At 44.7% G+C, this 26,243-nt stretch carries 21 protein-coding genes, 1 pseudogene and 1 other annotated feature; of the genes and pseudogenes, 12 read left to right on the top strand and 10 right to left on the bottom strand.

Annotated elements, in window-relative coordinates; genetic code table 11:
• Window positions 1-565: 565 nt before the first annotated feature.
• The 3 genes from clpB to rluD form a co-directional block, all read right to left on the bottom strand.
• Window positions 566-3,139: an ATP-dependent chaperone ClpB gene (gene clpB, locus R7P35_RS21015; protein WP_005381873.1), complete on the bottom strand. Its 2,574-nt coding sequence runs from the start codon at window positions 3,137-3,139 to the stop codon at window positions 566-568.
• 144 nt (window positions 3,140-3,283) lie between these two features.
• A complete protein-coding gene (gene pgeF, locus R7P35_RS21010; protein ID WP_005381874.1) occupies window positions 3,284-4,012 on the bottom strand; it encodes a peptidoglycan editing factor PgeF in 729 nt (242 codons plus the stop codon).
• 1 nt (window position 4,013) lies between these two features.
• Window positions 4,014-4,991: a 23S rRNA pseudouridine(1911/1915/1917) synthase RluD gene (gene rluD / locus R7P35_RS21005; protein ID WP_005381875.1), complete on the bottom strand. Its 978-nt coding sequence runs from the start codon at window positions 4,989-4,991 to the stop codon at window positions 4,014-4,016.
• Window positions 4,992-5,127: 136 nt separating this feature from the next.
• On the opposite strand from rluD, the gene bamD reads away from it, so the two are divergent.
• The 5 genes from bamD (at window position 5,128) to yjjX (ending at window position 10,116) form a co-directional block, all read left to right on the top strand.
• Window positions 5,128-5,856 carry an outer membrane protein assembly factor BamD gene (gene bamD, locus R7P35_RS21000; protein ID WP_005381876.1) on the top strand — a complete coding sequence of 243 codons (729 nt, stop codon included), beginning with the start codon at window positions 5,128-5,130 and terminating at the stop codon, window positions 5,854-5,856.
• Window positions 5,857-6,003: 147 nt separating this feature from the next.
• Entirely contained in the window at window positions 6,004-7,497 is a 1,494-nt protein-coding gene (locus R7P35_RS20995) for a transglycosylase SLT domain-containing protein (RefSeq protein ID WP_025768442.1), read from the top strand.
• A 313-nt stretch (window positions 7,498-7,810) separates the two neighbouring features.
• A complete protein-coding gene (hpf, locus tag R7P35_RS20990; protein WP_005381889.1) occupies window positions 7,811-8,137 on the top strand; it encodes a ribosome hibernation-promoting factor, HPF/YfiA family in 327 nt (108 codons plus the stop codon).
• 108 nt (window positions 8,138-8,245) lie between these two features.
• Window positions 8,246-8,367: a sequence feature (Phe leader region), on the top strand.
• 12 nt (window positions 8,368-8,379) lie between these two features.
• The gene (pheA, locus tag R7P35_RS20985) at window positions 8,380-9,558 is read left to right on the top strand and encodes a prephenate dehydratase (RefSeq protein WP_017636154.1); all 1,179 of its coding nucleotides are present in this window, start codon (window positions 8,380-8,382) and stop codon (window positions 9,556-9,558) included.
• A gap of 24 nt (window positions 9,559-9,582) precedes the next feature.
• A complete protein-coding gene (yjjX, locus tag R7P35_RS20980; RefSeq protein ID WP_025768441.1) occupies window positions 9,583-10,116 on the top strand; it encodes an inosine/xanthosine triphosphatase in 534 nt (177 codons plus the stop codon).
• Between the two features lie 110 nt (window positions 10,117-10,226).
• On the opposite strand, the gene trpR is transcribed toward yjjX, so the two are convergent.
• Both trpR and sltY read right to left on the bottom strand, forming a co-directional pair.
• Complete coding sequence (trpR, locus tag R7P35_RS20975; protein WP_005381892.1) at window positions 10,227-10,535, bottom strand: trp operon repressor; 309 nt, start codon at window positions 10,533-10,535, stop codon at window positions 10,227-10,229.
• Between the two features lie 13 nt (window positions 10,536-10,548).
• The gene (gene sltY / locus R7P35_RS20970) at window positions 10,549-12,495 is read right to left on the bottom strand and encodes a murein transglycosylase (protein ID WP_042521869.1); all 1,947 of its coding nucleotides are present in this window, start codon (window positions 12,493-12,495) and stop codon (window positions 10,549-10,551) included.
• 364 nt (window positions 12,496-12,859) lie between these two features.
• On the opposite strand from sltY, the gene ettA reads away from it, so the two are divergent.
• The 3 genes and pseudogenes from ettA (at window position 12,860) to R7P35_RS20955 (ending at window position 16,158) form a co-directional block, all read left to right on the top strand.
• Window positions 12,860-14,527 carry an energy-dependent translational throttle protein EttA gene (gene ettA / locus R7P35_RS20965; RefSeq protein ID WP_005381894.1) on the top strand — a complete coding sequence of 556 codons (1,668 nt, stop codon included), beginning with the start codon at window positions 12,860-12,862 and terminating at the stop codon, window positions 14,525-14,527.
• A 344-nt stretch (window positions 14,528-14,871) separates the two neighbouring features.
• Window positions 14,872-15,128, top strand: a pseudogene (locus tag R7P35_RS20960) (PilZ domain-containing protein).
• A gap of 28 nt (window positions 15,129-15,156) precedes the next feature.
• On the top strand, window positions 15,157-16,158 hold the full coding sequence (locus tag R7P35_RS20955) for a M23 family metallopeptidase (protein ID WP_005381900.1): 1,002 nt from the start codon (window positions 15,157-15,159) through the stop codon (window positions 16,156-16,158).
• A 77-nt stretch (window positions 16,159-16,235) separates the two neighbouring features.
• Here R7P35_RS20955 and tyrA read toward each other — a convergent pair whose 3' ends face one another.
• From tyrA to nagZ, 3 genes are all read right to left on the bottom strand, one after another.
• Window positions 16,236-17,363 (bottom strand): bifunctional chorismate mutase/prephenate dehydrogenase, encoded by a 1,128-nt coding sequence (tyrA, locus tag R7P35_RS20950; RefSeq protein WP_176311279.1) that lies wholly within the window; start codon window positions 17,361-17,363, stop codon window positions 16,236-16,238.
• A 21-nt stretch (window positions 17,364-17,384) separates the two neighbouring features.
• Entirely contained in the window at window positions 17,385-18,461 is a 1,077-nt protein-coding gene (locus tag R7P35_RS20945; RefSeq protein WP_005381904.1) for a 3-deoxy-7-phosphoheptulonate synthase, read from the bottom strand.
• A 207-nt stretch (window positions 18,462-18,668) separates the two neighbouring features.
• On the bottom strand, window positions 18,669-19,652 hold the full coding sequence (nagZ, locus tag R7P35_RS20940; RefSeq protein ID WP_064369000.1) for a beta-N-acetylhexosaminidase: 984 nt from the start codon (window positions 19,650-19,652) through the stop codon (window positions 18,669-18,671).
• 99 nt (window positions 19,653-19,751) lie between these two features.
• Here nagZ and R7P35_RS20935 point away from each other — a divergent pair, with 99 nt between their 5' ends.
• Together R7P35_RS20935 and murQ are read left to right on the top strand one after the other, a co-directional pair.
• Window positions 19,752-20,864 carry an anhydro-N-acetylmuramic acid kinase gene (locus tag R7P35_RS20935; RefSeq protein ID WP_042521865.1) on the top strand — a complete coding sequence of 371 codons (1,113 nt, stop codon included), beginning with the start codon at window positions 19,752-19,754 and terminating at the stop codon, window positions 20,862-20,864.
• A gap of 36 nt (window positions 20,865-20,900) precedes the next feature.
• On the top strand, window positions 20,901-21,830 hold the full coding sequence (gene murQ, locus R7P35_RS20930; RefSeq protein WP_318092552.1) for an N-acetylmuramic acid 6-phosphate etherase: 930 nt from the start codon (window positions 20,901-20,903) through the stop codon (window positions 21,828-21,830).
• 51 nt (window positions 21,831-21,881) lie between these two features.
• On the opposite strand, the gene R7P35_RS20925 is transcribed toward murQ, so the two are convergent.
• Window positions 21,882-22,154: a hypothetical protein gene (locus R7P35_RS20925; RefSeq protein ID WP_005381911.1), complete on the bottom strand. Its 273-nt coding sequence runs from the start codon at window positions 22,152-22,154 to the stop codon at window positions 21,882-21,884.
• Window positions 22,155-22,269: 115 nt separating this feature from the next.
• Window positions 22,270-22,611, bottom strand: a complete 342-nt coding sequence (locus R7P35_RS20920) for a DUF2799 domain-containing protein (RefSeq protein ID WP_005381912.1) — start codon at window positions 22,609-22,611, stop codon at window positions 22,270-22,272.
• A 280-nt stretch (window positions 22,612-22,891) separates the two neighbouring features.
• Between R7P35_RS20920 and R7P35_RS20915 the strand changes: the two genes are divergently transcribed.
• Together R7P35_RS20915 and R7P35_RS20910 are read left to right on the top strand one after the other, a co-directional pair.
• Entirely contained in the window at window positions 22,892-24,376 is a 1,485-nt protein-coding gene (locus R7P35_RS20915; RefSeq protein WP_005381914.1) for a carbon starvation protein A, read from the top strand.
• A 193-nt stretch (window positions 24,377-24,569) separates the two neighbouring features.
• On the top strand, window positions 24,570-26,240 hold the full coding sequence (locus R7P35_RS20910; RefSeq protein ID WP_170893690.1) for a sensor histidine kinase: 1,671 nt from the start codon (window positions 24,570-24,572) through the stop codon (window positions 26,238-26,240).
• The last annotated feature ends 3 nt before the right edge of the window (window positions 26,241-26,243 follow it).

Genomic DNA, 26,243 nt, shown 5'->3' with positions numbered 1-26,243 from the left:
GCCGCCAGCGTTCAATCTGAGCCATGATCAAACTCTTCAATTTAAGATTTTGTTCGGCTCAATGAATACTGAACATTCCTTTCGCTAATAAATAGCAGAAGTAATGTTTGAATTGACTGTGCTGAATCTTTCGATTCAATGGTCACTTCGTATCATTGAAACCTAATTTGAAGCCTAAGCTTCTAATTGGATTATCATCAACGAGTGCCCACACAGATTGATAGGTCTATATTTTTAAAGAGCACACTTCGAAGTTCTCTTCAAAGTGGACGGCTATTTTAGCTAGATAACTTATCGTGTCAAACACTTTTTTAAGTTATTTATCTGCGAGTTAATTTTAACTCACTAACCGTAGTTGTTTAGGTTCCGCTTCACTTGCTTTCCCGTGACAACGGAGGCGCATTATAGGGAGTTCATTAAAGAACACAAGTGCATTTTTTAAAAAAACTCACCTTTTTAGTTTATTCGTATAGAAAACAGACAAAAGACTCTAAAAAACTATAGAAAAGGGGCCAAACGGCCCCTTTAGTGTGATTTTTATCTCAATTTTACTGTATCCATACAATTATTGATGAGCACAAATTTGGTCATTAGTAACAATTAGCTGCACTGTCTTGTCTGGAACGATTTCACCAGAAAGAATTGATTTGGCTAACGGGTTCTCGACATTCTGCTGAATTGCACGTTTTAAAGGACGCGCACCATACACAGGATCGAAACCAACTTGAGCGATCAAATCGAGTGCTTTGTCGGAAACTTCTAGTTGATAGCCTTTCTCCTCTAGTCGTTTCGCCAAACGTTCCAATTGAATAGAAGCAATGGACTTAATGTGCTCTTGACCAAGTGGATGGAACACCACGATTTCGTCAACACGGTTCAAGAACTCTGGGCGGAAGTGTTTGCTAACCACATCCATCACTTCACTCTTGATACCTTGATAGTCTAATGTTGCGAAATTCTCTTGGATACGAGATGAGCCCAAGTTCGATGTCATGATCACAACCGTATTACGGAAGTCAACAGTACGACCTTGACCATCCGTTAAACGCCCATCATCGAGAACTTGCAGCAGAATGTTAAATACATCCGGATGCGCTTTCTCTACTTCGTCTAACAAAATTACCGAATACGGCTTGCGACGAACCGCTTCAGTTAAGTAACCACCCTCTTCATATCCGACATAGCCTGGAGGAGCACCAACCAACCTTGCCACTGAGTGTTTCTCCATGAACTCAGACATATCGATACGGACCATCGCATCTTCACTGTCGAACATAAAGCTCGCAAGCGTCTTACAAAGCTCTGTTTTACCCACACCAGTTGGACCTAAGAATAAGAAGGAGCCAATTGGTCGGTTTGGATCAGAAAGCCCAGCTCGACTACGACGAATGGCATTCGATACAACAGAGACCGCTTCGCTTTGACCTACCACACGATTATGCAGCACGTCTTCCATGCGAAGTAGTTTCTCTTTTTCCGCTTCTAGCATCTTGGATACCGGAATACCGGTTTGCTTAGAAAGTACTTCTGCAATCTCGTTGTCGGTTACTTTATTACGCAATAGCGTCATTTCCTGCATTTCAGCTTGGGTTGCAAGATCTAACTGCTTCTCAAGTTCAGGAATACGACCATATTGAAGCTCCGACATGCGGTTTAGATCACCAGCTCGGCGAGCAAACTCCATGTCCATACGAGCTTGTTCAAGCTCAGACTTAATATGTTGAGTACCAGAAAGAGCTGCTTTTTCTGTATTCCAAACCTCTTCTAGTTCAGCGTACTCACGTTCTTTTTCATTGAGTTCTTCATTAAGCGCTTTCAAACGCTTTTCACTCGCTTCATCGTGCTCGTTACTTAGTGCTTGCTGCTCAATTTTGAGTTGGATGATTTTACGCTCAAGCTTATCCAAGGACTCCGGCTTAGAGTCAATTTGTAAACGAATGCTTGAAGCCGCTTCGTCGATTAAGTCGATCGCTTTATCCGGCAACTGACGGTCGGAGACATAGCGATGTGACAAACTCGCCGCAGCAACAATCGCTGGGTCGGTAATTTCGACGTGATGATGAAGCTCATAACGCTCCTTCAAGCCACGTAAAATCGCCACGGTATCCTCAACGGTCGGCTCATCCACCAGCACTTTTTGGAAACGACGTTCTAATGCTGCATCTTTTTCGATGTACTGACGATATTCATCCAATGTTGTTGCGCCAACACAGTGCAGCTCACCACGAGCTAATGCCGGTTTTAGCATGTTGCCCGCATCCATTGAGCCTTCACCTTTACCAGCACCGACCATAGTGTGTAGTTCATCAATGAAGAGGATGACGTTGCCTTCTTCTTTAGCAAGTTCATTCAATACTGATTTTAAACGCTCTTCAAATTCCCCACGGTATTTCGCGCCAGCAACCAGTGCGCCCATATCCAGTGATAGCACACGGCGACCACGCAGACCTTCAGGTACTTCATTGTTAACTATGCGCTGCGCTAAGCCTTCAACAATTGCTGTCTTACCTACGCCTGGTTCACCGATAATCACAGGGTTGTTTTTAGTACGACGCTGCAATACCTGGATAGTACGACGGATTTCATCATCACGGCCGATAACCGGATCCAATTTACCTTGCTCTGCACGTTCGGTAAGGTCTATGGTGAACTTTTCCAATGCTTGACGAAGCTCTTCTGCATTCGGATCATTGACCTTTTGACCACCTCTGATCTTTTCGATTGCCTGGCTGACTTTTTGCTCTGTTAAGCCGATCTCTTTGAGCAATTGCCCCAATGGTCCGCGATCTTCTAAAGCGGCAAGCAGGAAGACTTCAGACGAGATATAGGAGTCTTGACGCTTTTGCGCCACTTTGTCACACAGGTTAAACAATGTGCCCATCGAGCTAGAGAGCTGAACATCCCCACCGATGCCACTGACTTTTGGTAATCGATCTAACATTTCACTCAATTTAGAGCGTAAATGCGTTACGTCCACATCCAGCATAGTAAGCAATGGACGAATTGGACTGCCATTTTGATCAAGCAAAGCCACCATGAGGTGAACTGGCTCGATATATTGATGATCGCGCCCTAACGCTAGTGATTGAGCATCAGAGATAGCGATTTGAAACTTACTTGTGAATCGATCAAGACGCATATCTACCTTCCTAACCTCAACTAAAGGAAATTCTTTTGACAGTTAGAAAGATGGATACTCAGGAGGGGAATTTCAAGGGAGTGAATGAATAAAGATAGCTTTGCAAAAATAGTAGTATGCATCTTAGCACTTTGGTGCTTATAGCTAGTCTTCGATCCAAATAAAGGTTGCTTGTCGACCAGTCTTACCATCACGGCGATAAGAGTAAAAAGAGGCTTTATCTTGGTAAGTACAAAGTCCAGAATCAAACACTTGTGTCACACCAGCCCGGTTTAGACGTTGCGTTGCCAGCACCGACATGTCAGCAAACCATTTACCGTCGATATCGCGTGGAGCAAATGCTTGATTCGCCTGTGAATCAAAATCAACAAAAGCTTGCAGAACATCTTCACCCACTTCGAAGGCTTGAGGGCCAATGGCGGGGCCAAGCCACGCTATCACTTCACCAGAAAACAACGCTAACGCATTTTCGACAATGCCATTTGCTAAGCCGCGCCAACCTGCGTGAACAGCGGCTACTTGCGTACCTTGTGTATTAGTCAATAATACAGGTAAACAATCGGCGGTCATCGCTGAACAAACAACATGGCTTGAAGAAGTAAATACACCATCCGCATCAAGCACCTGTGTTGTTGGTTCATTTGCTTGAGCCACAACGGTTGAATGCGTTTGGTTTAACCAGATTGGCGCATTTGGCATGCTTGCCTGTTGCGCCAACCAAGCTCGGTTCTTCTCTACTAAAGACAAATCATCCCCAACGTGAGTACCTAAATTTAGCCCTTGGTAAGGGCCTGTCGAAAATCCGCCTATGCGTGTTGAGGCGAAAGCTTTGACATTTTTAGGCGCTGGCCAGTTCGGAATGATCGTCTTCATATTAGAATTCTTCCGGTAAGCCGTGCTCTTCTGTATCTTGACGAAGCGCTTCAGTCATCACAACCATGTCATCAGGCACTGGAGCATGAAACTCAAGAACTTCGCCCGTAATTGGGTGCTCAAAGCGCAGCATTACTGCGTGCAATGCTTGGCGATCGAAGCCCCGGATCATTGCCGTTAGCTCTTCAGACGCACCTGTCGGGATGCGAGCACGTCCACCATATGCAATATCACCGAGCAGCGGATGCTGAAGATAAGACATGTGCACACGAATCTGGTGCGTACGACCCGTTTCTAGACGCAAACGAATACGCGTGTGTTCGCGGAAGCGTTCAGCAACACGGTAGTGCGTTACTGCTGGTTTGCCCATTGGTGCCACCGCCATAAGCGTGCGCTTAGTAGAGTGACGACCAATAGGTTGATCCACTTTACCGCCCGCAGTCATACGACCAATAGCGATCGCTTCGTACTCACGAGTAATATTACGTTTTTGCAGTGCGCGAACCAGACGAGTTTGTGCAGGAACGGTTTTCGCCACCACCATCAAACCCGTTGTGTCTTTATCCAAACGGTGCACGATACCTGCACGAGGTACTTCTGCAATATCAGGGTAATGATGCAACAACGCATTAAGCACAGTGCCATCAGGCGTACCAGCGCCCGGATGAACCACAAAGTCACGAGGTTTGTTGATAACGATAATATCTTCATCTTCATAGACGATATCTAGCGGGATATCTTGCGCTTCCCAGCGTTCTTCATCTTCTAACTCGGCTTGCAATGTAATTTCCTCGCCACCCATTACTTTGGTACGAGGTTTAGTGACAACTTCACCATCAACTTGAACTTTCCCATCAAGCAGCCACTCTTTTAGGCGCGAGCGAGAGAAGTCCGCGAATAATTCGGCGATAGCTTGGTCTAAACGTTGACCTAACTGGCTATCTTTTACGGTATTTGTTAATACAATCTGCTGAGCCATATCGAACTTTTTTAAAAACTGTGAGACTAATGCTCACGACTGTGAAAAAATAGACTATTACGTCATTGTATCTGTTACTAGAAAGAAAGTAACGGCAGCTTAAGAAATATTTAGATTCAAGGAACAGACTCCTGATATGAAACGTCAGACTTTAACAGGCCTTTTAGCGGTATCCCTTCTGTTTGGATGTGCAAGCAAAGAAGAAATCGTTCCTGATGTGCCGCCTTCGGAACTGTATGCAGACGCACAGATTTCTCTTCAAAGTGGTAATTGGCTTTCTGCAATTGAGAAACTGGAAGCATTAGACTCACGTTACCCATTCGGTGCCTACTCTGAACAGGTGCAGCTTGACCTAATCTATGCGTACTACAAAAACGACGACCTTGCTTTGGGCTTGGCAACCATTTCTCGCTTTATGCGTTTAAACCCAACCCATGAAAAGATGGATTGGGTGCTGTACATGCGAGGTCTAAGCCACATGGCGCAAGATCGTAACTTTATGCATGATTTATTCAGCGTAGATCGAAGCGATCGCGATCCTGAACCGGTAAAAAAAGCGTTTGATGACTTCAAAAAACTACTTCAACGCTACCCGAATAGCCCATATGCAGAAGATTCACAAAAACGTATGGTTGCGCTGAAAAACCGTCTAGCGAACTATGATTTAGCGACTGCTGACTTCTACCTTCGCCGTGAAGCTTGGGTCGCTGCTATTAATCGCAGCCAAGAGCTACAAAAAGCGTATCCAGACACAGAAGCTGCACGTAAGTCACTGACTATCCAGCTAGAGGCCTACAAGCAACTTGGTTTGGAAGACGCCGTAGCAAGAACTGAAAAGCTTATAGAGCTCAACCCTGTGAAGTAATTGAACTTGCTTTAAACTGAACCGCCACCGTTTTTACCGTGGCGGTTTTTTATTACTCTCAATAGTATATTCAGCCCTTTCTTGATGATCTTCCTAGCTCCACATATGCTTAAAGTTCTCCTCCCCCTTTATAAAAAGGATGTGAACGTGACGATATCTAAGCTTTGCGCAGTTATGCTGCTCCTATTGTCTGCTTCCGTTTACGCACTGCAAATCTCGCCGCTCAAACAGCCTCCTTATACCGGAGACCTCGATGTCATCAAGGAGAAGAATGTACTGCGCGTCTTAGTTTCTGCTGATTTAGGCTTTTACTACATTGAGGGCGGCACACCAAAAGGCATAGGCGCGGAATTGCTGGCGCATTTCGAAAAAGACCTTCGTAAACTCAAACCAAAGCTTAACGTACAAATTATTCCTGTTGCCCGCGACCAGCTACTGCCAGCCTTAGAAAACGGTTCAGGTGACTTAGTTGTCGCCAACCTGACTATTACCGACACGCGCAAACAGAAAGTGGAGTTCAGTTCACCCATCCTCACTGGTATTCAAGAGTGGGTAGTGACAAACAAAAGCACACCAACGATGACGAAAATCGAACAATTGAGCGGCAAAGAGATTTGGGTGCGCGCCAGTTCTAGCTACTTTGAAAGCATTCAGACACTAAATAAGAAACTAAACAAAAAAGGCTTACCGCCTGTTATCGTGCACTTTATTGAAGAAACACTTCAAGATTATGAGCTGGTCGGAATGCTCAACAATGGTTACGTCAAAGCCATTGTTCTCGATAGCCATAAAGCCAAGCTTTGGCTGAAAGTGATGGATGATATTCGGGTGCACAAAAAAATCCCTATCCGCAAAAATGGCAAAATTGCTTGGGCAATGCGAGAAAATAGTCCCAAATTAAAAGCCGTCGTGAATAAGTTCATCCAGAAGTCTCGCTCTGGGACACTACTCGGTAACGTTATTTACGGCAAATACATCGATAACACGGGATGGTTGAACAGAGCTCTTAACCCTAAGAAAATTGCTCAACTAGAAAAACTCGCGGCGCTATTTTCACGCTATGGTGAGAAATACGATATCGACTATTTACTGATCGCTGCAATCGCTTACAAGGAATCAGGATTTAATAACGACCTAGTTGGAAGCCGAGGTGCCGTTGGCATAATGCAAGTCCTACCCAGCACCGCTCAAGATCCGAATATCAATATCAAAAATGTTCGACAATTAGAAAACAACATTCATGCTGGAGTGAAATACTTAGCTTTTTTGCGTAAGCAGTACTTCAGTGATCCTGATATTACTGCACAAAATAAACTCTACTTTACATTGGCGGCTTACAATGCGGGCCCCGGCAATGTAGAGCGTATTCGTAAGCGTGCAGCCCAACAAGGTTACGATCCTAATGTTTGGTTTAATAACGTGGAAGTCGTTATGCGGAAAAGTTTAAGCTCAACGGTTGGGTACGTCACAAGCATTAATCGCTACTACATAATATACAAACAACTAGAAAGTTTGGACCAAGTCAAAAGTTTAGAAGGGGTTTCACTAGCCCCAAAAGACCCCATTTTCATGATACCGCTACGAAAAGTCAGCCAAATGCCAGACAGTAAAAAGCCGCTTGTACAGCAAGCGGCTTTTTAAATGGATTCATTGGAGAGACTCAGTGATCGTCATCACACCTTACGTGTAGTTAAATTTTAACCACCTCAAATATTAGGCCGTAAAACTTCCCTAAAAACGAGGCCGTTTTCAGCTGAGTACTCTATCCAATCTACGGATTTACTAACCGATAACAAGCAATTTCACGATAAATCTCAGAAGTTCTTGAGTGAGATCACATTCATTTTTCATCATAAAAAACCCGAGCAAAATAATGATCTGAATCACATTTTTTTATGCTTAAAGCGGTAATCTGAACTCAACCCATGAGGGATGCAACAGAGGAAAAACACTTATGACAATGAATATCACTGGCAAAAACATCGAAATCACCTCTGCAATCCGAGCTCATATTGAGAGCAAATTTAAAAAACTGGAGAAATGGCAAGTAGACCTAATTGGTTGCCAAGCAACTTTCAGTGAGGAACCAAACAAACAGAAAAAATTCGAAGCGGTTATCAAAGTTCCTAAAGGCCAGCTCATTGCCTCAGCAACTCACGAAGATCTTTACGCAGCTATCAACGAAGTGGAGCAAAAACTAGAACGACAATTGAACAAGCTGACCCACAAACCTGAAGCTCGACGTGCAAGTAAGCCTGAGCTAGTGGAAGAAGAAGAGTAAACTGAACAGATTGAGGAAATAGCGCCGAAAGGCGCTATTTTTTTGCTTGACGCTCTCCCCAGCCTTGCTTATTGTGTTTAAACACTCATAAATTAAGCACTATTTATGCATTTAACCTCACTGTTTATTTTTGACTTCTTTTTCCTCCCATAGTTGGAGGGGCGAACTCGTTTGTGAAAGAAAAGTCAAAAACAAACAGAAAGCCTCCCAAATCGGGAGGCTTTTTTATAAGGAAAGAATTGATGACTGACCAACCTATTTCCCTCGAAGAAATTCGTTTACGCTTGAATGAGTTGGATGACCAACTTCTCAGCTTATTGTCTGAGCGCCGTAAACTCAGCATTGAAGTAGCCAAAAGCAAAGTACAAACCTCAAAGCCTGTTCGCGACGCCGTCCGTGAACAGCAATTATTGGTCAAGCTGATTTCTAATGGCCAAGATAAATACGAACTTGACGCGCAGTACATCACCAAACTTTTCCATACCATCATTGAAGACTCAGTTCTGCTTCAACAAAGTTATCTGCAAAATCTCGTTAACCCACAGCAAAGCCGTAAGCCACTTGCTCGCGTCGCTTTTTTAGGAGCCAAAGGCTCTTATTCGCACTTGGCAAGTCGCGAATACTTCAGTCGTAAAAATACGGAGCTTATCGAGCTCAACTGCGAGCACTTTAAAGAAGTGACTCAAACGGTTGAATCTGGCCATGCTGATTATGGCGTTCTGCCAATCGAAAACACCAGCTCTGGCTCTATTAATGAAGTGTATGACTTACTACAACACACGACGCTTTACATCGTTGGAGAGCTAACTCAACCAATCGAACACTGCTTGGTTGCGAAAAAAGACATTCGTCTGGAAGATATTAAAACGCTGTATTCTCACCCTCAGCCACACCAACAGTGCAGTGAGTTTTTAAGCCGTATGAAAGGGGTAAAGCTGGAATCCTGCGCGAGCACAGCAGATGCAATGCAGAAAGTCCAAGAGATGGATCGTGATGATGTGGCTGCAATTGGTAATGCATCAAGCGGTAAGCTATATGGCTTGCAAGCAATTCAAGGCAACATCGCAAACCAAACCGAAAACCATACTCGCTTTATCGTGGTTGCTCGTAAACCGGTTGAAGTTTCTACTCAGATTCCAGCAAAAACCACATTGATCATGTCGACCTCCCAAGAGGCAGGCTCATTGGTTGAAACACTATTAGTGCTGCAACGTTACGGCATCAATATGACCAAGCTGGAATCACGCCCAATTATGGGGAACCCGTGGGAAGAGATGTTCTACGTAGACTTGACATCACATCTTGCTTCGACAGAAATGCAACAGGCACTTGAAGAGCTAACAAAAATCACTAAGCACTTGAAAGTATTAGGCTGTTACCCGAGTGAGAACGTAAAGCCTACGCAAGTAAAATTGAGTTAATAGACACCAGTGAGTAAAAAGATCATGGCAACCCAAAAAGTCGTAATCGCATCGCTAAACCCAGCCAAAATTAATGCAGTTCAAAGTGCATTTCGTAATGCATTTCCGCATCAAGAGTTCAACTTCGTTGGCATCAGTGTACCGAGTGAGGTCGCAGATCAGCCCATGACGAATGAAGAAACTCATCGTGGTGCGCTAAACCGCGTTAAAAACGCAAAAGTAGAGATGCCAAACGCGGATTACTATGTCGGTCTCGAAGCGGGAATTGAAGCAAACGTGACGTTTGCTTGGATGGTGGTTGAGTCAGAGACTCACCGCGGTGAATCTCGTTCTGCAAGCTTAATGTTGCCGCCAAAAGTCTTGGAAAAACTCAAGGATGCGAATGAGTTGGGAGATGTAATGGACAAAGTGTTTGGTACTGATAACATCAAACAGAAAGGTGGCGCTATTAGCCTACTAACCCAAAACCAGCTAACTCGAAGCTCGGTCTATCACCAAGCCTTGATTCTGGCTTTGATTCCATTCACAAACCCTGAGCACTTTCCTTCAAATTTATAACACTCAGCCTATTCTCTAGATACGCAAAAGGGCGGATATTTCCGCCCTTTGTAATACGTTATCTTAGTCAATTGTAACACCAAGGCCTAAAAGCAAATTGGATATACTGTCTACTTAGATACCGCAACTTGTTCTAACAAGACTTTCAACTTGTCTTTTTCTTCATCAGATTTCGACTTTAGTTCGTTAGAGCCACGAGTAATGGTGGCAATGCCCACACCAAGCATCTGACTGATCTGACGTTGAGATAATTCTCCTTTAAGAAGTTCGTTAATTATATTAACGCGTGATATTAATGACTCTCTCTCATCACGTGACATCAGCATAGTTAACAGCATGTCATCTTGCTGGGTGCCCATACTTGTTCGAATTAGCTCAATAATCTGTTGCCAGTCTTTGTACTCGGGTTCGTGCGACATCAAGTTACCTCACTCAATACTTGGTATTGATCTCATGTTGATTCAAGAACGCGCCATCGATACCCAAAAGATCACGATAGTATGTTTCAAACATCAAGATGTTTTGTACATAACCGCGCGTCTCTTTAAATGGAATTGCCTCAATAAAGGCATAAGCATCCACTTTTCCTTGGGTACGCTCTCGCCACGTTTTTACTCTGTTAGGACCTGCATTATAAGCAGCAAGAGCAAAAATACGATTATTATCGTAATCCTCTAATAAACCTTGCAAATAATGGCTACCAATTTCGATATTTTTTCCTACATTGTAGAGATCCTGCGTACCTTGATAACTCAACTTATATTTACGTGCCGTGTACTTCGCCGTCGCAGGCATGATCTGCATAAGACCACGAGCGCCAACTGGAGAGCGGGCTTCAACATCTAACGCACTTTCCTGTCGAGCGAGAGACATCATCGTGACGGGATCAATGTTGTGCTTTTTCGCATAAAAGTTAAACCACCAGCGGTGTGCTATTGGGAACCTAAGTTCGATATTATCCCACATCTGCGCTTGAATGCTCGCGGTCACCGTTAGGTGATGCCAACGTTTAAATGATGCATAAGCCGCCAACATCGCCTTTTCATCTTTTCCTACGCGGCGCAGTAAGTGTGCCCATTCACTCTTCGCTGCTGCGATTTTATCCGTCGCGATCAACTCTTCGATACGAGCTAACGAGTCTTGATAGGGTTGAACAACTTTCTTATCCAACTTAACCGTATGCGTTGGGTATTTGATTGATTGTCCGATTGCATTGGCGGCAGCCACACTGTAGAAGTTTCGTTGCCCAAGCAGAGTTGCTAAACGCTGTTTCCCCGCGATGTCATCACCTAACGCTATTTCACTTCTTCCAAGCCAATATTGCCAGCGTAGCGTGGCTTGTTCTTCTTTATTTAGAACAGCAATCCACTCTTGTACGCCTTTCCAATCTGCATTTTGAATCGCTAAGCGGATGCGCGTTTCAATCAACGGTAAGTACTGACTGGTTTTCGTTTTATCATCGCGCCATTTAGCTAATGACTCAGACTCCGTACGAGTCAATCGAAATGCAATATAGTCGGCAAGTTCTTGCGCTTTTTCTGGAGAAAACTTCTGTCCTTTAATGACGGCATCGTACGCACCTTGTGCTTGGCTAGTGTTCATACGAGCCAACTTTTCTAACGCATATTCACTTTGCGCTCGATTAAAATCATTCGCAGGTTTTTTCTTCGCGAATTCCGCAACACTTGAAGGATTATCAAACAACGCTTTCATTTCTTTGGCTTGTTGCTTTGCCTGCGCTGATTTAGGCAGTTTGAGCAAGTAACTCATCAAACCGCCATTACGAGCATCAAACGCCAGTAACATACGCTGTAGAATCAGTTCATCGGTACGCTCACCCGCCTTGTCCCATGCCGCAAATAATGGGTCACACTCATCAGCAATGCTGATGCCACGTAACCACATATGTTCAGCCCCTTTAAATGCCGCGACTTTCTTGCCTTGCTTTAACTGGGCGACGTAGAAAATACATTGGTAACGCTCACCACTAGGAATGACTTTTTGAAACTCAGTAATAGTTTTCCAATCTTTTTGCTTATAAAGATGATTGAGGTATGGAGCGCGAACTCGACGAGAAAATGGAAAAGACTCGTGCTCAGAAATAAACTCGTTTACCTGTTGTGGTGACTTTTCCGGTAACTGTCTAATAAAAGTGCGGTAATCCACATAAGGCGTTAGTGGATAGTCAGAAATTTTAGGACGAATCGAAAGGTATCCATCGATGTCATTTTTATCTAATAAATCTTGAGCTTGCTCATATACTTCGCGCTGCTTTTCCAAACTCAGCGCAGCATTAGCACTCAAACTCATAGCACACAACGCGGCGGCGCAGCATACGTTTTTAGCCAATTCAGATACGTTGAATCTCATTTGTGTCATTTTCCCCAGACATATACTGCCCTAAAGCCTAGTTTTGTTAGAGTTCATGTGATGTTAAGGCAATTTTCACACATGCATCTATTTACACAGAATGCAGATGTCCATGTAAAGCAACTTAGTGTATTAAAAATTGTACTCGTCAAACTTTTAAGACGATGGAGACAAAGCGTTTCTAACTCGCATAGAAAACACTTCGTCATTCTTAACGAATAACAAAAGTGTATACCCTAACCGTGTAAGTTTCCGGTCAGCTCAAAATAAGAAATCCATTCGTTAGGGAAATTCTTGCAATGCGGTAACAAAAACAAAGCAGTTGGTATAAAATGATGGGTTTGAATGACAGTTAATTTAGGAACGATCGGCAATGGCTGAATACGTATATACCATGTCGCGGGTGAGCAAAATTGTGCCACCTAAGCGTCAAATTCTTAAAGACATCTCTCTGAGCTTCTTCCCTGGTGCGAAAATCGGTGTTTTAGGTCTGAACGGTGCAGGTAAATCCACACTGCTACGTATCATGGCAGGTATCGACACGGATATCGACGGTGAAGCGCGTCCACAACCTGGTCTAAACGTAGGTTACCTACCTCAGGAACCAGTATTAGACGAATCAAAAACCGTTCGTGAAGTTGTTGAAGAAGCGGTTGCTGACGTTGCTGACGCTCTGAAACGTTTGGACGCAGTCTACGCAGCTTACGCTGAACCAGATGCAGACTTCGACGCACTTGCAAAAGAGCAAGGCGAGCTAGAAGCCCTTATCCAAGCGAAAGATGGTCATAACCTAGAAAATGCGCTTGAGCGTGCAGCAAACGCACTACGTTTACCTGAATGGGACCAAAAAATTGCGCACCTATCAGGTGGTGAACGCCGCCGTGTGGCTATTTGTCGCTTGCTACTTTCTAAGCCAGACATGCTATTGCTTGATGAACCTACCAACCACCTAGATGCAGAATCAGTTGCTTGGCTAGAGCGCTTCTTAGTGGATTACACAGGTACCGTAGTGGCCATCACCCACGACCGTTACTTCCTAGATAACGCTGCGGGCTGGATCTTAGAACTGGACCGTGGTGAAGGTATCCCATGGGAAGGCAACTACACCTCATGGCTGGAGCAAAAAGACGCTCGTCTACAACAAGAAGCCTCCCAAGAGAGTGCTCGCCAAAAGACTATCGAGAAAGAGCTTGAGTGGGTACGTAAAAACCCTAAAGGTCGTCAAGCGAAGTCAAAAGCACGTATGGCTCGCTTTGAAGAACTGCAAAGCTCTGATCACCAAAAACGTAATGAAACCAATGAACTGTTTATCCCACCAGGTGAGCGTCTAGGTGATAAGGTTATTGAAGTGAAGAACCTGACCAAGTCATTTGACGGTCGTGTTCTGATTGATGACCTGTCATTCAGCATCCCTAAAGGTGCGATTGTTGGTATCATCGGTGCGAACGGCGCAGGTAAATCGACGCTATTCAAGATGTTAAGTGGTACTGAACAACCAGACTCGGGCACAATTGAGATGGGCGATACAGTAAAACTGGCATCGGTCGATCAGTTCCGTGACAGCATGGACGATTCTAAAACCGTATTCCAAGAGATCTCTGAAGGTGCTGATATCATTAAGATCAACAACTTCGAAATCCCAGCTCGCGCATACTGTTCACGCTTTAACTTTAAAGGCAGTGACCAACAAAAGATTATTGGTGAACTATCGGGTGGTGAGCGTAACCGTGTCCACCTTGCGAAGCTGCTTAAAGCGGGCGGTAACGTGTTGCTACTCGACGAACCAACCAACGACCTTGACGTTGAAACACTGCGTGCTCTAGAAGAAGCATTACTAGAGTTCCCTGGTTGTGCAATGGTTATCTCGCACGACCGTTGGTTCCTTGACCGTATCGCAACCCACATCATTGACTACCGTGACGAAGGCCAAGTTAACTTCTACGAAGGTAACTACACAGAGTACATGGATTGGTTGAAGAAAACATTGGGTCCTGAAGCCGCAGAACCACACCGTATCAAATACAAGCGCATTGCGAAGTAATCGCAACCCACAAAGTTTGATTGTAATTTGTACAAAGGCCGCTATCATAGCGGCCTTTGTTTTCTTTGTTATAAAAAGAGCTCATTAGCCCGTCTCGTTCGTTAAGAACATGACATAGCACTTACGTCACTCTGTAGCGATCTCGACACTTTTCAAACAACAATCGAACATTTTTTGTTCGTATTGATATACTATTCAATTCTGTTTGACGACCTGACGAGAATATTCATATGACAGAGAGACGACGCTTTTCACGTATTCTCCATCAAGCTCCAGCTAAGATAGAACAACGTGACTTGGCAATTGAAGCTAGGATTCAAGATCTTTCCTAGCATGGTTTACTCATGAAAGTGGAAGAGACTGAGGCTTTGGATCCAACCCTTCCAGTCCATGTGACTTTTTCATTTGATCAATCCGAACAAGTGATTACGTTAAAAGCGCAAATTGTGAATGTCTCTAAGTGTGAGATTAGGTTGAAGATCGCTAAGATAGACATCGAAAGCATTAGCCAACTAAAACGATTTATAGAATTGAATGTAGGCAATAACGACCTTCTGAATCGAGAGTTAGAGCACCTCTCAGGTTTTTAGGAGAAAAATAAATGAACGCCTATTTAAGTAACAATAACTATGTCTAAAAAAATCATCATGCAGATCCCGACGAAAGACGGCGATCAGCAGTTCTATTTGGGCCGCAGTTCGGTCCTAGCAGTATTTGCTTCAGTATTGGCATTACCCGCCGTCGTTGGTGGCGCGTGGTACCTTAATCAGCAGCAGATGCACAATAAAGACGAACTAACACAAATCATCGCCAAACTGGAAAGTGAAAAGGCCGAAGTGACGGCTCTTTACGAAGAGCAGCTTGATACCAATCATTCACTTTCCCAGTCTTTGACTGACAAAAACAATCAAATTCAGCTATTGGGCAAACGGGTATTCGACGTTGAATCGGTTTTAGGTCTCGCAGACGAAGAGTTGATGATCGATGAGAACAGCATGGGGTTAGAGGAGCGAATTGACGCAGCCGCTATCGATTCTGCTGTTCGAGCGACGATGTTCCGTTTGATACCAAATGACAGTCCAGTCACATACCAACGTATTTCTTCTTCTTACGGCAGTCGTATTAATCCGATTTCAGGTAAGAGGCATGTTCATACTGGTATCGATCTGACTTGTAAAAGAGGAGAAGAGATCCTGGCACCGGCTGACGGTGTGGTGGAAACCGTTCGCCCGAGCAATCGTGGTTATGGTAACTATGTCACCATTCGTCACTCATTTGGCTTTATGAGCTCCTTTGCTCATCTACAACGCTTCAAAGTGAAAAGCGGTCAGTTTGTTAGTAAAGGCGACATCATTGCTCAATGCGGTAACTCTGGCAACTCCACAGGGCCACACTTGCACTATGAAGTACGCTTCCTCGGACGAGCACTCAACCCTCAATACTTAATGGAGTGGACGCCAGAAAACTTCAATGACGTCTTTGAAAAAGAGAAAAAAGTGAAATGGGGACCTTTGGTTCAATTGATTGATAACGTTGTACGTCTACAAGTCAATTTAACCAATTCACCCTATCGCGATACCAGTATCAACACAGTATCAAGTGAAGATACGAGTAATACTGCGACGAACTGATTTGTCCATCAACACGAAAAAGAGCAGCTTACGCTGCTCTTTTTGTTTCGGACTCTGCACGGCTAAATGACCCGTGATTAGCCGCGATGAATATTATCATTCGCCTGTTTGAGTAAGTTTTGGCTCTCATTCATAAATTGTTGAGAATAAGTACCAAACCAATCACTCACCTGCTTAAAGCTTTCGATGAATCGCGCTTTGTCTCTGCTATCCAGAATCGCTACCGCATCACCTAAACGCTGATGGAATCGCTTGATCATATCGATATTCTCTTGAGAAGAGAAAATGATATCACCGTACAAATTCGGATCCTGACCAAACAGTCGTCCCACCATCGCCAATTCAAGGCGGTAGATTGGCGAGCTTAACTTCAACAACTGATCGATGTTCGGGTTCTCTTTGCTTAGGTGCATACCGTAAGCAAACGACGTGAAGTGGCGCAACGCCTGAATCAACGTCATGCCATGATCGTGCTCTTGTGCATCGATTTGGCACAAGCTTGCGCCCCAAATTCCAAACTGTTGCAATAGCCATTGGTAATGCTCGTGACCACGACCATCACAGTACACAATAACCTGCTTGGCAAGGCTCGGAACATCTGGGCCAAACATTGGGTGTAAACCAACTACAGGACCTTGGTGCACATTCAACATTGCTTGCAGAGGCTTCGACTTGATAGAAGTCAGGTCACACAGAATACAGTCTTGCGGCAAGTTCGCCAGTTTTTCGATCACCCCTTCCGTTAGATGAATCGGCACCGTGACCACGACTAAACCCGCGTTGTCTAGAATCTCATCCGCATGATCCCAGTCTTTACTGCCGAGAACTTTGACCTGGTAGCCCGACAATTTGAACATACGCCCAAACAGGCCACCCAATTGACCATTACCACCAATAATAACAACTGAGCGTAAATCAGGGTTCAAACACTTAAAACCGGAATCTTTCTCGCTGGCATAAGACTCACGCATTGTTCGACGCAGAATATCTTCAATAAGCTGTGGAGGAATTCCCATTTTTTCAGCTTCAGCGCGACGAGAAGCTAACATCGCCGCTTCGCGGTCTGGAGCATAAATTGGCAAACCATGTTCGCTTTTTACTTCCCCAACTTTCTCTACGAGCGCTAAACGCTGAGCCAATAGCTCCAACATTTGCTTGTCGACTGCATCAATCTGATCGCGTAATGCGTTAAGTTCAACTGCCATTGATGTTCCTTAAATCCTGTATTAATTAGCCTTTAGACGATTTTCTAAGAAAGGCACTAGCTCTTCATGTGCATGACGTAATAGTGCCTCAGTTGAATCCCAATTGATACATGCGTCAGTGATAGATACACCGTATTTCATCTCTTCAAGAGCTAAGTCAGAAGATTGATTTCCTTCATTGATATGGCTTTCAATCATAAGACCGATAATAGATTTATTGCCTTCACGGATTTGATGAATCACATCCTCCGCGACTAATGGCTGGCGACGGTAATCTTTACGTGAGTTGGCGTGACTGCAATCCACCATTAATGAAGCATCAAGACCAGATTTCGCCATCTCTTGCTCACACTCAGTGACGGATACCGAATCGTAGTTAGTTTGCTTGCCGCCACGTAAGATCACATGTCCATTAGCATTGCCCTGGGTGGTTAATAGTGCGACTTGTCCCTCACGATTAATTCCCATAAAACGGTGGCTAGAGGACGCAGCTTGCATCGCGTTAATTGCGGTTGCCAAACTGCCATCCGTGCCATTCTTAAAACCGATTGGCATAGACAGGCCGCTTGCCATTTCACGGTGAGTTTGTGACTCCGTCGTACGAGCACCGATGGCTGCCCAGCTAAAAGTATCCGCCAAGTATTGTGGGCTAATTGGGTCTAGAGCCTCAGTCGCGAGCGGGATTTCCATCTCTGCCAGCTCCACCAGAAGTTCGCGTCCAACATGCAGACCGTGTTCAATATCGAAACTGCCGTCTAGGTGTGGGTCATTGATCAGGCCTTTCCAGCCGACCGTGGTGCGCGGCTTCTCAAAGTAAACACGCATAACAATATACAGTTGGTCACTTAGTTGTTCAGAGAGTGCTTTAAGGCGCTTTGCGTAATCCTTCGCCGCTTCTACGTCGTGGATAGAACATGGACCGCATACAACAAGCAGGCGGTGATCCTTCTTGTGAATAATATTAGCGATAGTTTGACGAGACTCTTGAATAAAGCGACGTGCTTTTTCACTCAAAGGAAGCTTGGTTTTTAGTTCCTCCGGAGTAATAAGAACCTGTTCTTCGATAATATTAATATTGCTCAACTCACTTTTCTGCATAACTCTAACCTGTATATTTATTTTTACACCCAACCAAACCCTTGGTGAGACAACTAAGCTTTAACGACAAGATAACAGGCTAAAAAAGAAAAACAAGCGTACATAATAAAAAACATTTAGTGTAAACTAAAGTTTACAGCTAAATAAAAAGCCAAAGCATAATTAACTTTGGCTTCTCATCGCCGTTTTGAATCTTTTACAAGAGGTTTAGCTAGTCAAGCGTTTCATCGCTTCACTCGCCGCTTTCCACTCTTGAGATAGCTTAAGTTCGCTTGGAGAAAATGACTGTTTTTTCAGTAATGCATCCGCGAGTGGCACGGTTGAAACCGGTAAGTTGTCTAATACTTCAACGTGCGCTTCTCGTTTATTACACATTAACAACATATCGCAGCCAGCTCTCAATGCTTGAGCACCTCGCTCGGCTGGGCTGCCCATAATCGCAGCGCCTTCCATGGTCAAGTCATCCGAAAAAACCAAACCTTTAAAACCCAATTGCTGACGCAGAACCTGTTTTAACCAGTATTCAGAACCGCTGGCTGGTTGAGCATCATAATGTGGGAAAATCACGTGAGCAGGCATCATGGCATCTAAAATACCGGCATCAATTTGCGCTTTGAAGATCGCCATATCTTGTTCAAAAATATCACTGCGCTCGTCGTATGGTGTTTCTAGATGTGAGTCTGCAATCACGCCACCATGTCCAGGGAAGTGTTTGCCTGTCGTTGCCATGCCAACACTCTTCATTCCTTGCATATAAGCAGTGCTATAGCGAAGAATGGTATCGGCATCTTCACCGAATGCACGGTTACCGATCGCTTTACATTGATGGCCTTGGTCAAGTACCGGGGCAAAGCTTAAATCAATATCATGGGCAATCAGCTCTGCTGCCATTAACCAACCGCCCATACGAGCAAGCTCTTCACCATTTTGATGTTTAGCGTACTCATCAGCAGCAGGAATTAATGAGAAACCTTCACGAAAGCGCTGCACTCGGCCGCCTTCTTGATCCACACCGATCAAAAACGGGCGCTTAGCCGCCTTTCGGATGGATTGAGTAAGTGCTTGAAGCTGTTCGCTATCATGATAGTTGCGAGCAAATAGAATTAAGCCACCAACCGTAGGATGCTCCAAGATTTCTTTGTCTTCAGCGGTCAGTTCATACCCCGCAACGTCAACCCATAACGGTCCCATGTTTTCTCCTCAAAATCGGCTGAATATCTCGTATTCGATGAGGTTATTCGCTTCAGATTTGCTTTACAATAAGTGAATGAAGAATTGACGAGATCGGCTATGAAATTTAACGAACTGTACATTGGTGTGATGTCTGGAACGAGTATGGATGGTGTTGATACCGCTCTAGTTGAAATAAGCGATGAGCACGTTCGCCTGATTGCGCACGACGACTACCCAATGCCCGCAGCGCTAAAAGACATGCTGTTATCTGTTTGTACCGGTCAAGGAACAAATTTAAAAACCATAGGTGAACTTGACCACCAGCTCGGCCACCTATTTGCAGATGCCGTGTTACAGCTGCTCAATAAGTCTGGTTACGTCGCAGAGCAAATTCGTGCGATTGGTAATCACGGTCAAACAGTGTTCCATCAGCCTACCGGAAACTTGCCGTTTACCACTCAATTGGGCGATGCCAACATTATCGCGGTCAAGACAGGCATTGATACGGTAGCGGATTTTCGTCGTAAAGACATGGCGCTAGGTGGACAAGGTGCCCCACTCGTCCCTGCTTTCCATAAATGCATTTTTGCGATGCAGGATTCCACAACTGTGGTGCTTAACATTGGAGGCATTGCCAATATCTCGGTACTGCATCCAGAACAACCAGTCATTGGCTATGACACAGGCCCGGGCAATATGTTGATGGACGCATGGTGTGCGCTGCATACTGGGCAAAGCTTCGACGAAGATGCACAATTTGCACTTAAAGGAACGGTAAACGCTACTTTGTTGACTCAATTACTCAAAGAAGCTTACCTCGCCATGCCAGCCCCTAAAAGTACCGGACGAGAACTGTTCAATATTGACTGGCTGCATCAACAACTGGCCCATCACAATTTACCAATCGAAGACGTACAACGTACACTTTGCGAGTATTCTGCAATTACCATTGCCAACGAAGTCGACAAGTTTTCTCATGGCATCACACCTCAACTATTGGTCTGTGGCGGTGGAGCAAGAAACCCACTTTTGATGCAGCGACTAGCTAAGTTATTGCCACAATGGAGCGTTGCGACAACGGCAGAAAAAGGCGTTGATGGCGACTACATGGAAGCAATGGCGTTTGCTTGGCTTGCGCAGCGCCATATTCACGGCCTCCCTAGCAACTTACCGGAAGTTACGGGGGCAAGTCGTCTCGCTTCACTGGGTGTACTCTATTCAAAAAATTAAGGGCAATAGATCCTAAACAAAAAGGCTTAATTCATTATGACGAACGATGCACTTATCGCAGCTTTATCCCATCTGGTATCTGAAGGGCGAAATCCAGACACCATGGACATCGACTTGCTGCCTTCTCTCGATATTGTTCAACGCATCAACCAACAGGACAAACTCGTTCCTCTTGCCGTTGAAAAAGTATTGCCTGAGATCGCTGAAGCCGTTGATAAGATCACGGAAGCATTTAAGGTCGGAGGTCGGTTGTTTTACATCGGTGCGGGTACCAGTGGTCGACTTGGCGTTTTGGACGCTTCAGAATGCCCACCAACTTTTGGCACAGATCCAGAGATGGTCGTTGGTATTATTGCCGGTGGAAAAGAGGCAATGTTCCGTGCAAAAGAAGGGGCGGAGGACGACCCAGCATTGGGCGAGCAAGATCTTAAAGAGAATACGCTAACACAACGCGATGTCGTCGTTGGTATTGCGGCAAGTGGACGAACACCTTACGTGATTGGTGGCTTAGAGTATGCGAACGAGCTTGGTGCCACCACTGTAGCACTATCTTGTAACCCTGACTCTCCGATTGCAGATATTGCTGATATTGCGATTAGCCCCGTTGTTGGACCTGAAGCGTTAACGGGATCCACTCGCTTAAAATCAGGGACGGCACAAAAACTCGTACTAAACATGCTCACTACCGCAAGCATGATTCGCCTGGGCAAAAGTTATCAGAACTTAATGGTAGATGTGAAAGCGACGAATGCAAAGCTAGTTGCAAGAGCGGCTCGTATTGTTATGCAAGCAACAGATTGTACTAACCAAGAGGCTAAAACGGCGCTCAAAGAAACGAACTACGACGCCAAGTTAGCGATTTTGATGATTTTAACCGGGCTGGATAGAGAAAGCGCGACTGAGCAACTGAACGCCAAGCAAGGATATTTAAGAAAAGTCGTGATCGCGCAAACTAATCAATCTTAATCAATAAAGCGCCTCACTTATTTAAAAGTCAGGCGCCTTTTATGGCTTAATTTAGTAGTTCAATCGTTCAATGTGAGTAATACCGACTTTACCTTCAAGGTCACTGAACATATGAACCATTGCTGGGTATGGTTGTGCTCCAGGGTAGACAACTTCTGCATTACAGAAAAACGCATAGTTTTGTCCGGCTACGACTTGAGTAGCCACAACCAAAGGGGAGTATTTGACACCGACAAACCCCTCGATACCTTTAGCAAATACTTCTTTATTCTCTGCTGTGAGTTCATGAAATGGACTCCAGCCACCAGCCATTTGCGTTGACATAATGTGATTCCTTTTTTTGCTGTGCTCACTATCAAGCAATATGAACATAGTTTAATAAGGAAGATTTTGCCACATTTATGTGATGCAGACAGTGTAACAACGGCTTTATTGACTATTAATTTGAGTATTCATTCCAACCACGTTGCCATTCCATGCGGAATTTTTGCGCTTGCTCAGTACCTTCACAAACCCCTTCGTAATACTGACCAGATAACCCCATTTGATACGCAAAAGCAGGATTACAGTACTCACGTAAACCTTCTAAATAACCTTGGTCGTAGTCACTTTGCTTAACACTACCCAACTCACGAAGCTCGCTCATCGTGCGCGATGTGTGTCCGGTTATGCCATCTTGATATCCGATCTGATGCCAATCTCCCGACTTGGCAAGATCTGCTGTCGTTGCTGTGCATCCTGCAAGTAAAGCCAGTGCCAGACCTACCGTTACCTTTTTCATGGTTCTTCCTTAAGTAATTGTTTTCAAAAATAAGCTTACCACTAATTATTGGCGCTTGCCGCTGAGCTTGCAGATTTAACCACTGATGACTCAAATCAGCCGCTCAAGACTGTCATCAACCTTTCGCCATTTTTAAAAACCGCTCAAGCAGCATATCGACCACTCAGTGCTCTATTCGACCACTCATCTACTAACCGAATGCATTTAACACAAGTGACGCATAACATGCATCCTGAGATTAAAAAATTACCCTACCCAACTAAGACCAAGGACAATTGCTATGATGTGGTTTCTAACCTGTGTCGCAGCCCTAATCGGCGGATACTTCATCTACGGCGCTTTCGTCGAGAAGATTTTCGGCATCAATGAAAAACGCCAAACGCCAGCTCACACCAAATCGGACGGTGTTGACTTCGTTCCAATGTCAACAAAGAAAGTTTACCTAGTTCAACTACTTAACATCGCAGGTGTTGGTCCAATTTTTGGCCCGATCATGGGGGCACTATACGGTCCTGCGGCGATGCTTTGGATTGTAGTCGGTTGTATTTTTGCTGGTGCAGTACACGATTACTTCTCAGGCATGCTTTCAGTGCGTAACGGCGGTGCATCTGTACCTACCATTACAGGTCGCTACCTAGGTAATGGCGCAAAACACTTTATGAATATTTTTGCCATTGTCCTATTACTTCTAGTTGGCGTAGTGTTCGTTTCAGCCCCTGCTGGCATGATTACTAACCTCATCAATGATCAAACAAGCTTGAGCGTAAGCATGACTACAATGGTTATTGCTATATTTGCTTACTACATCATTGCGACGATTGTTCCTGTCGATAAAATCATTGGTCGTTTCTACCCACTGTTTGGCGCCCTACTTATCTTTATGTCTGTTGGCCTAATGACAGCCGTTGCTTTCTCTAGCGAACACACAGTAATGGGTGACTTCCAAGTTTCGGACATGTTCTCTAACCTCAACCCAAATGACATGCCGTTATGGCCTGCATTGTTCATCACTATCGCATGTGGCGCTATCTCTGGCTTCCACGCAACTCAGTCTCCACTGATGGCGCGTTGTATGGAAAATGAGAAAAACGGTCGCTTCGTATTCTACGGTGCAATGATTGGTGAAGGTGTTATCGCGCTAATTTGGTGTGCTATCGCTCTGTCTTTCTTCGGCTCTCTAGACGCTCTATCCGAAGCTGTGAAAAACGGTGGTCCTGGTAACGTGGTATACAGCGCATCATTTGGTCTGCTAGGTGTGTTCGGTGGTATCCTTGCGTTCCTGGGGGTGGTTATCCTACCAATTACGTCTGGCGATACAGCGTTCCGTTCAAGCCGCTTGATCCTTGCTGAATACTTCAACATGGAACAAAAAACGCTACGTAACCGTCTACTGATGGCACTTCCACTGTTCGTTATCGGCGGTATCTTAACTCAAGTAGACTTCGGCATTATCTGGCGCTACTTCGGTTTTGCAAACCAAACAACAGCGGTAATGATGCTTTGGACTGCGTCCGCTTACCTACTGCGTCACAACAAGCTGCACTGGATTACCACTATCCCAGCTATCTTCATGACCACGGTATGTGTCACGTTCATCTTAAACAACAGCTCGCTAGGTTTTGGTCTGCCAATGCAACTATCAACTATCGTAGGTATTGTGTTTGCCCTAGCTGTGACAGGTTACGTTATCAAAACCTCTAAGGGTAAAGGTGAAACTGAACTGGCTGACGAAGAGAAACCACAAGCCGTATCAGAAACAGCGTAATACTCGTCACATCTGAGTGACTAAGATAGGAGCCTGCCAATTGCAGGCTCTTTTTGTTTTATACCCAAGTCACTTTAAGACTCAGAAAGCACAGCGCAGCATCATTTACTTAGCTGTTCTTATCTATCTGAGCCAAGCATCTTGAGGTTACTTAGGTATACAATAACAACATTGATTCTAGGTTAGGTTCACTATGGAACTGGTCATCTCCCTTTTACAACAGATGTGTGTGTACTTAGTTTTGGCTTACATGCTAAGTAAAACGCCAATCATCTTACCTTTGCTGAGTATTTCTTCGCGCTTAAGCCACCGCCTAATTTGTTACGTACTCTTCTCTGGCTTTTGTATTCTCGGCACCTATTTCGGTCTGCACATCAACGATGCTATTGCCAATACTCGTGCGATCGGCGCAGTTATGGGCGGGCTGTTTGGTGGACCTGTTGTAGGTTTCGCCGTCGGATTTACTGGTGGCATCCATCGATACTCTCTTGGTGGTTTTACCGACCTAGCCTGTGCAATTTCAACCACCGCCGAGGGCGTAATTGGTGGTTTGCTCCACGTTTACCTTATCAAGCGAAATAAAGGTGCATTGCTGTTTAATCCAAGCGTTGTATTCAGCGTCACGTTTGTTGCAGAAGTGGTGCAAATGATTTTGCTGCTCGCCGTCGCGAAACCTTTTGATCAAGCCTATGAACTGGTGTCCGCTATTGCAGCGCCTATGATCATCGCGAACTCATTTGGTGCGGCGTTGTTCATGAGTATCCTGCAAGACAGAAAAGCAATCTTTGAAAAGTTTTCTGCGACGTTTTCGCGTCGAGCGCTCACCATTGCTGATCGCTCAGTGGGAATTCTAAGCAACGGCTTCAACACCGAAAACGCAGAGAAAATCGCACGTATTATTTACGAAGAAACCAAAGTGGGCGCTGTCGCGATTACTGACCAAGAAAAAATCTTAGCGTTTGTGGGCATTGGCGATGATCACCATAAACCAAACACGCCGATTTCATCGCAAAGCACATTAGACTCCATGGAGAAAAACGACATCATTTATCTTGATGGCGCGGAGCGTCCATACCAATGCTCCATTGCAAAAGATTGCAAGCTCGGATCTGCGCTGATCATCCCACTGCGTGCAGGGAAAGAGGTCATTGGTACCATAAAGCTGTATGAACCGAAGCGTAAATTGTTCTCGACGGCCAACATGTCGATGGCGGAAGGAATAGCCCAGCTTCTATCTAGCCAAATCCTTTATGGCGATTACCAACAACAACAAGCCTTACTCGCCCAAGCAGAAATAAAATTGCTTCACGCTCAGGTGAATCCACACTTTTTGTTTAATGCCCTCAATACTATTAGTGCGATTACTCGTCGTGACCCTGACAAAGCGCGCGAGCTAATCCAAAATCTATCGCACTTCTTCCGCAGCAATTTAAAGCAGAACATTAATACCGTGACGTTAAAGGAAGAGCTTGCACATGTGAACTCGTACTTGAGCATCGAAAAAGCGCGTTTTACGGACCGCTTAGAGGTTGAAATCGATATTCAACCTGAATTGCTGGACATCAAATTACCAAGCTTTACACTCCAGCCTTTGGTTGAGAATGCCATTAAGCATGGCATTTCAAACATGCTTGAAGGTGGTAAAGTTCATATATACAGCGAAGCACACCCACAAGGTCACTTGATTACCGTCGAAGACAACGCAGGCAGTTTTGAGGCGCCAAAAGAAAACCACTCAGGGCTAGGTTTAGAAATTGTGGACAAGCGTCTCACTAATCAATTTGGACGTGATGCAGCGCTAAAAATTACGTGCGAGCCACATCAATTTACTAAAATGAGCTTTATCATTCCCCCAAAATCATAAAAG

This window comes from Vibrio sp. Vb0304 (assembly GCF_033338995.1).
Lineage (GTDB): Bacteria > Pseudomonadota > Gammaproteobacteria > Enterobacterales > Vibrionaceae > Vibrio > Vibrio alginolyticus.
Note: the sequence above shows the minus strand (reverse complement) of the source record. Positions and strands in the feature narration are given on the sequence as shown.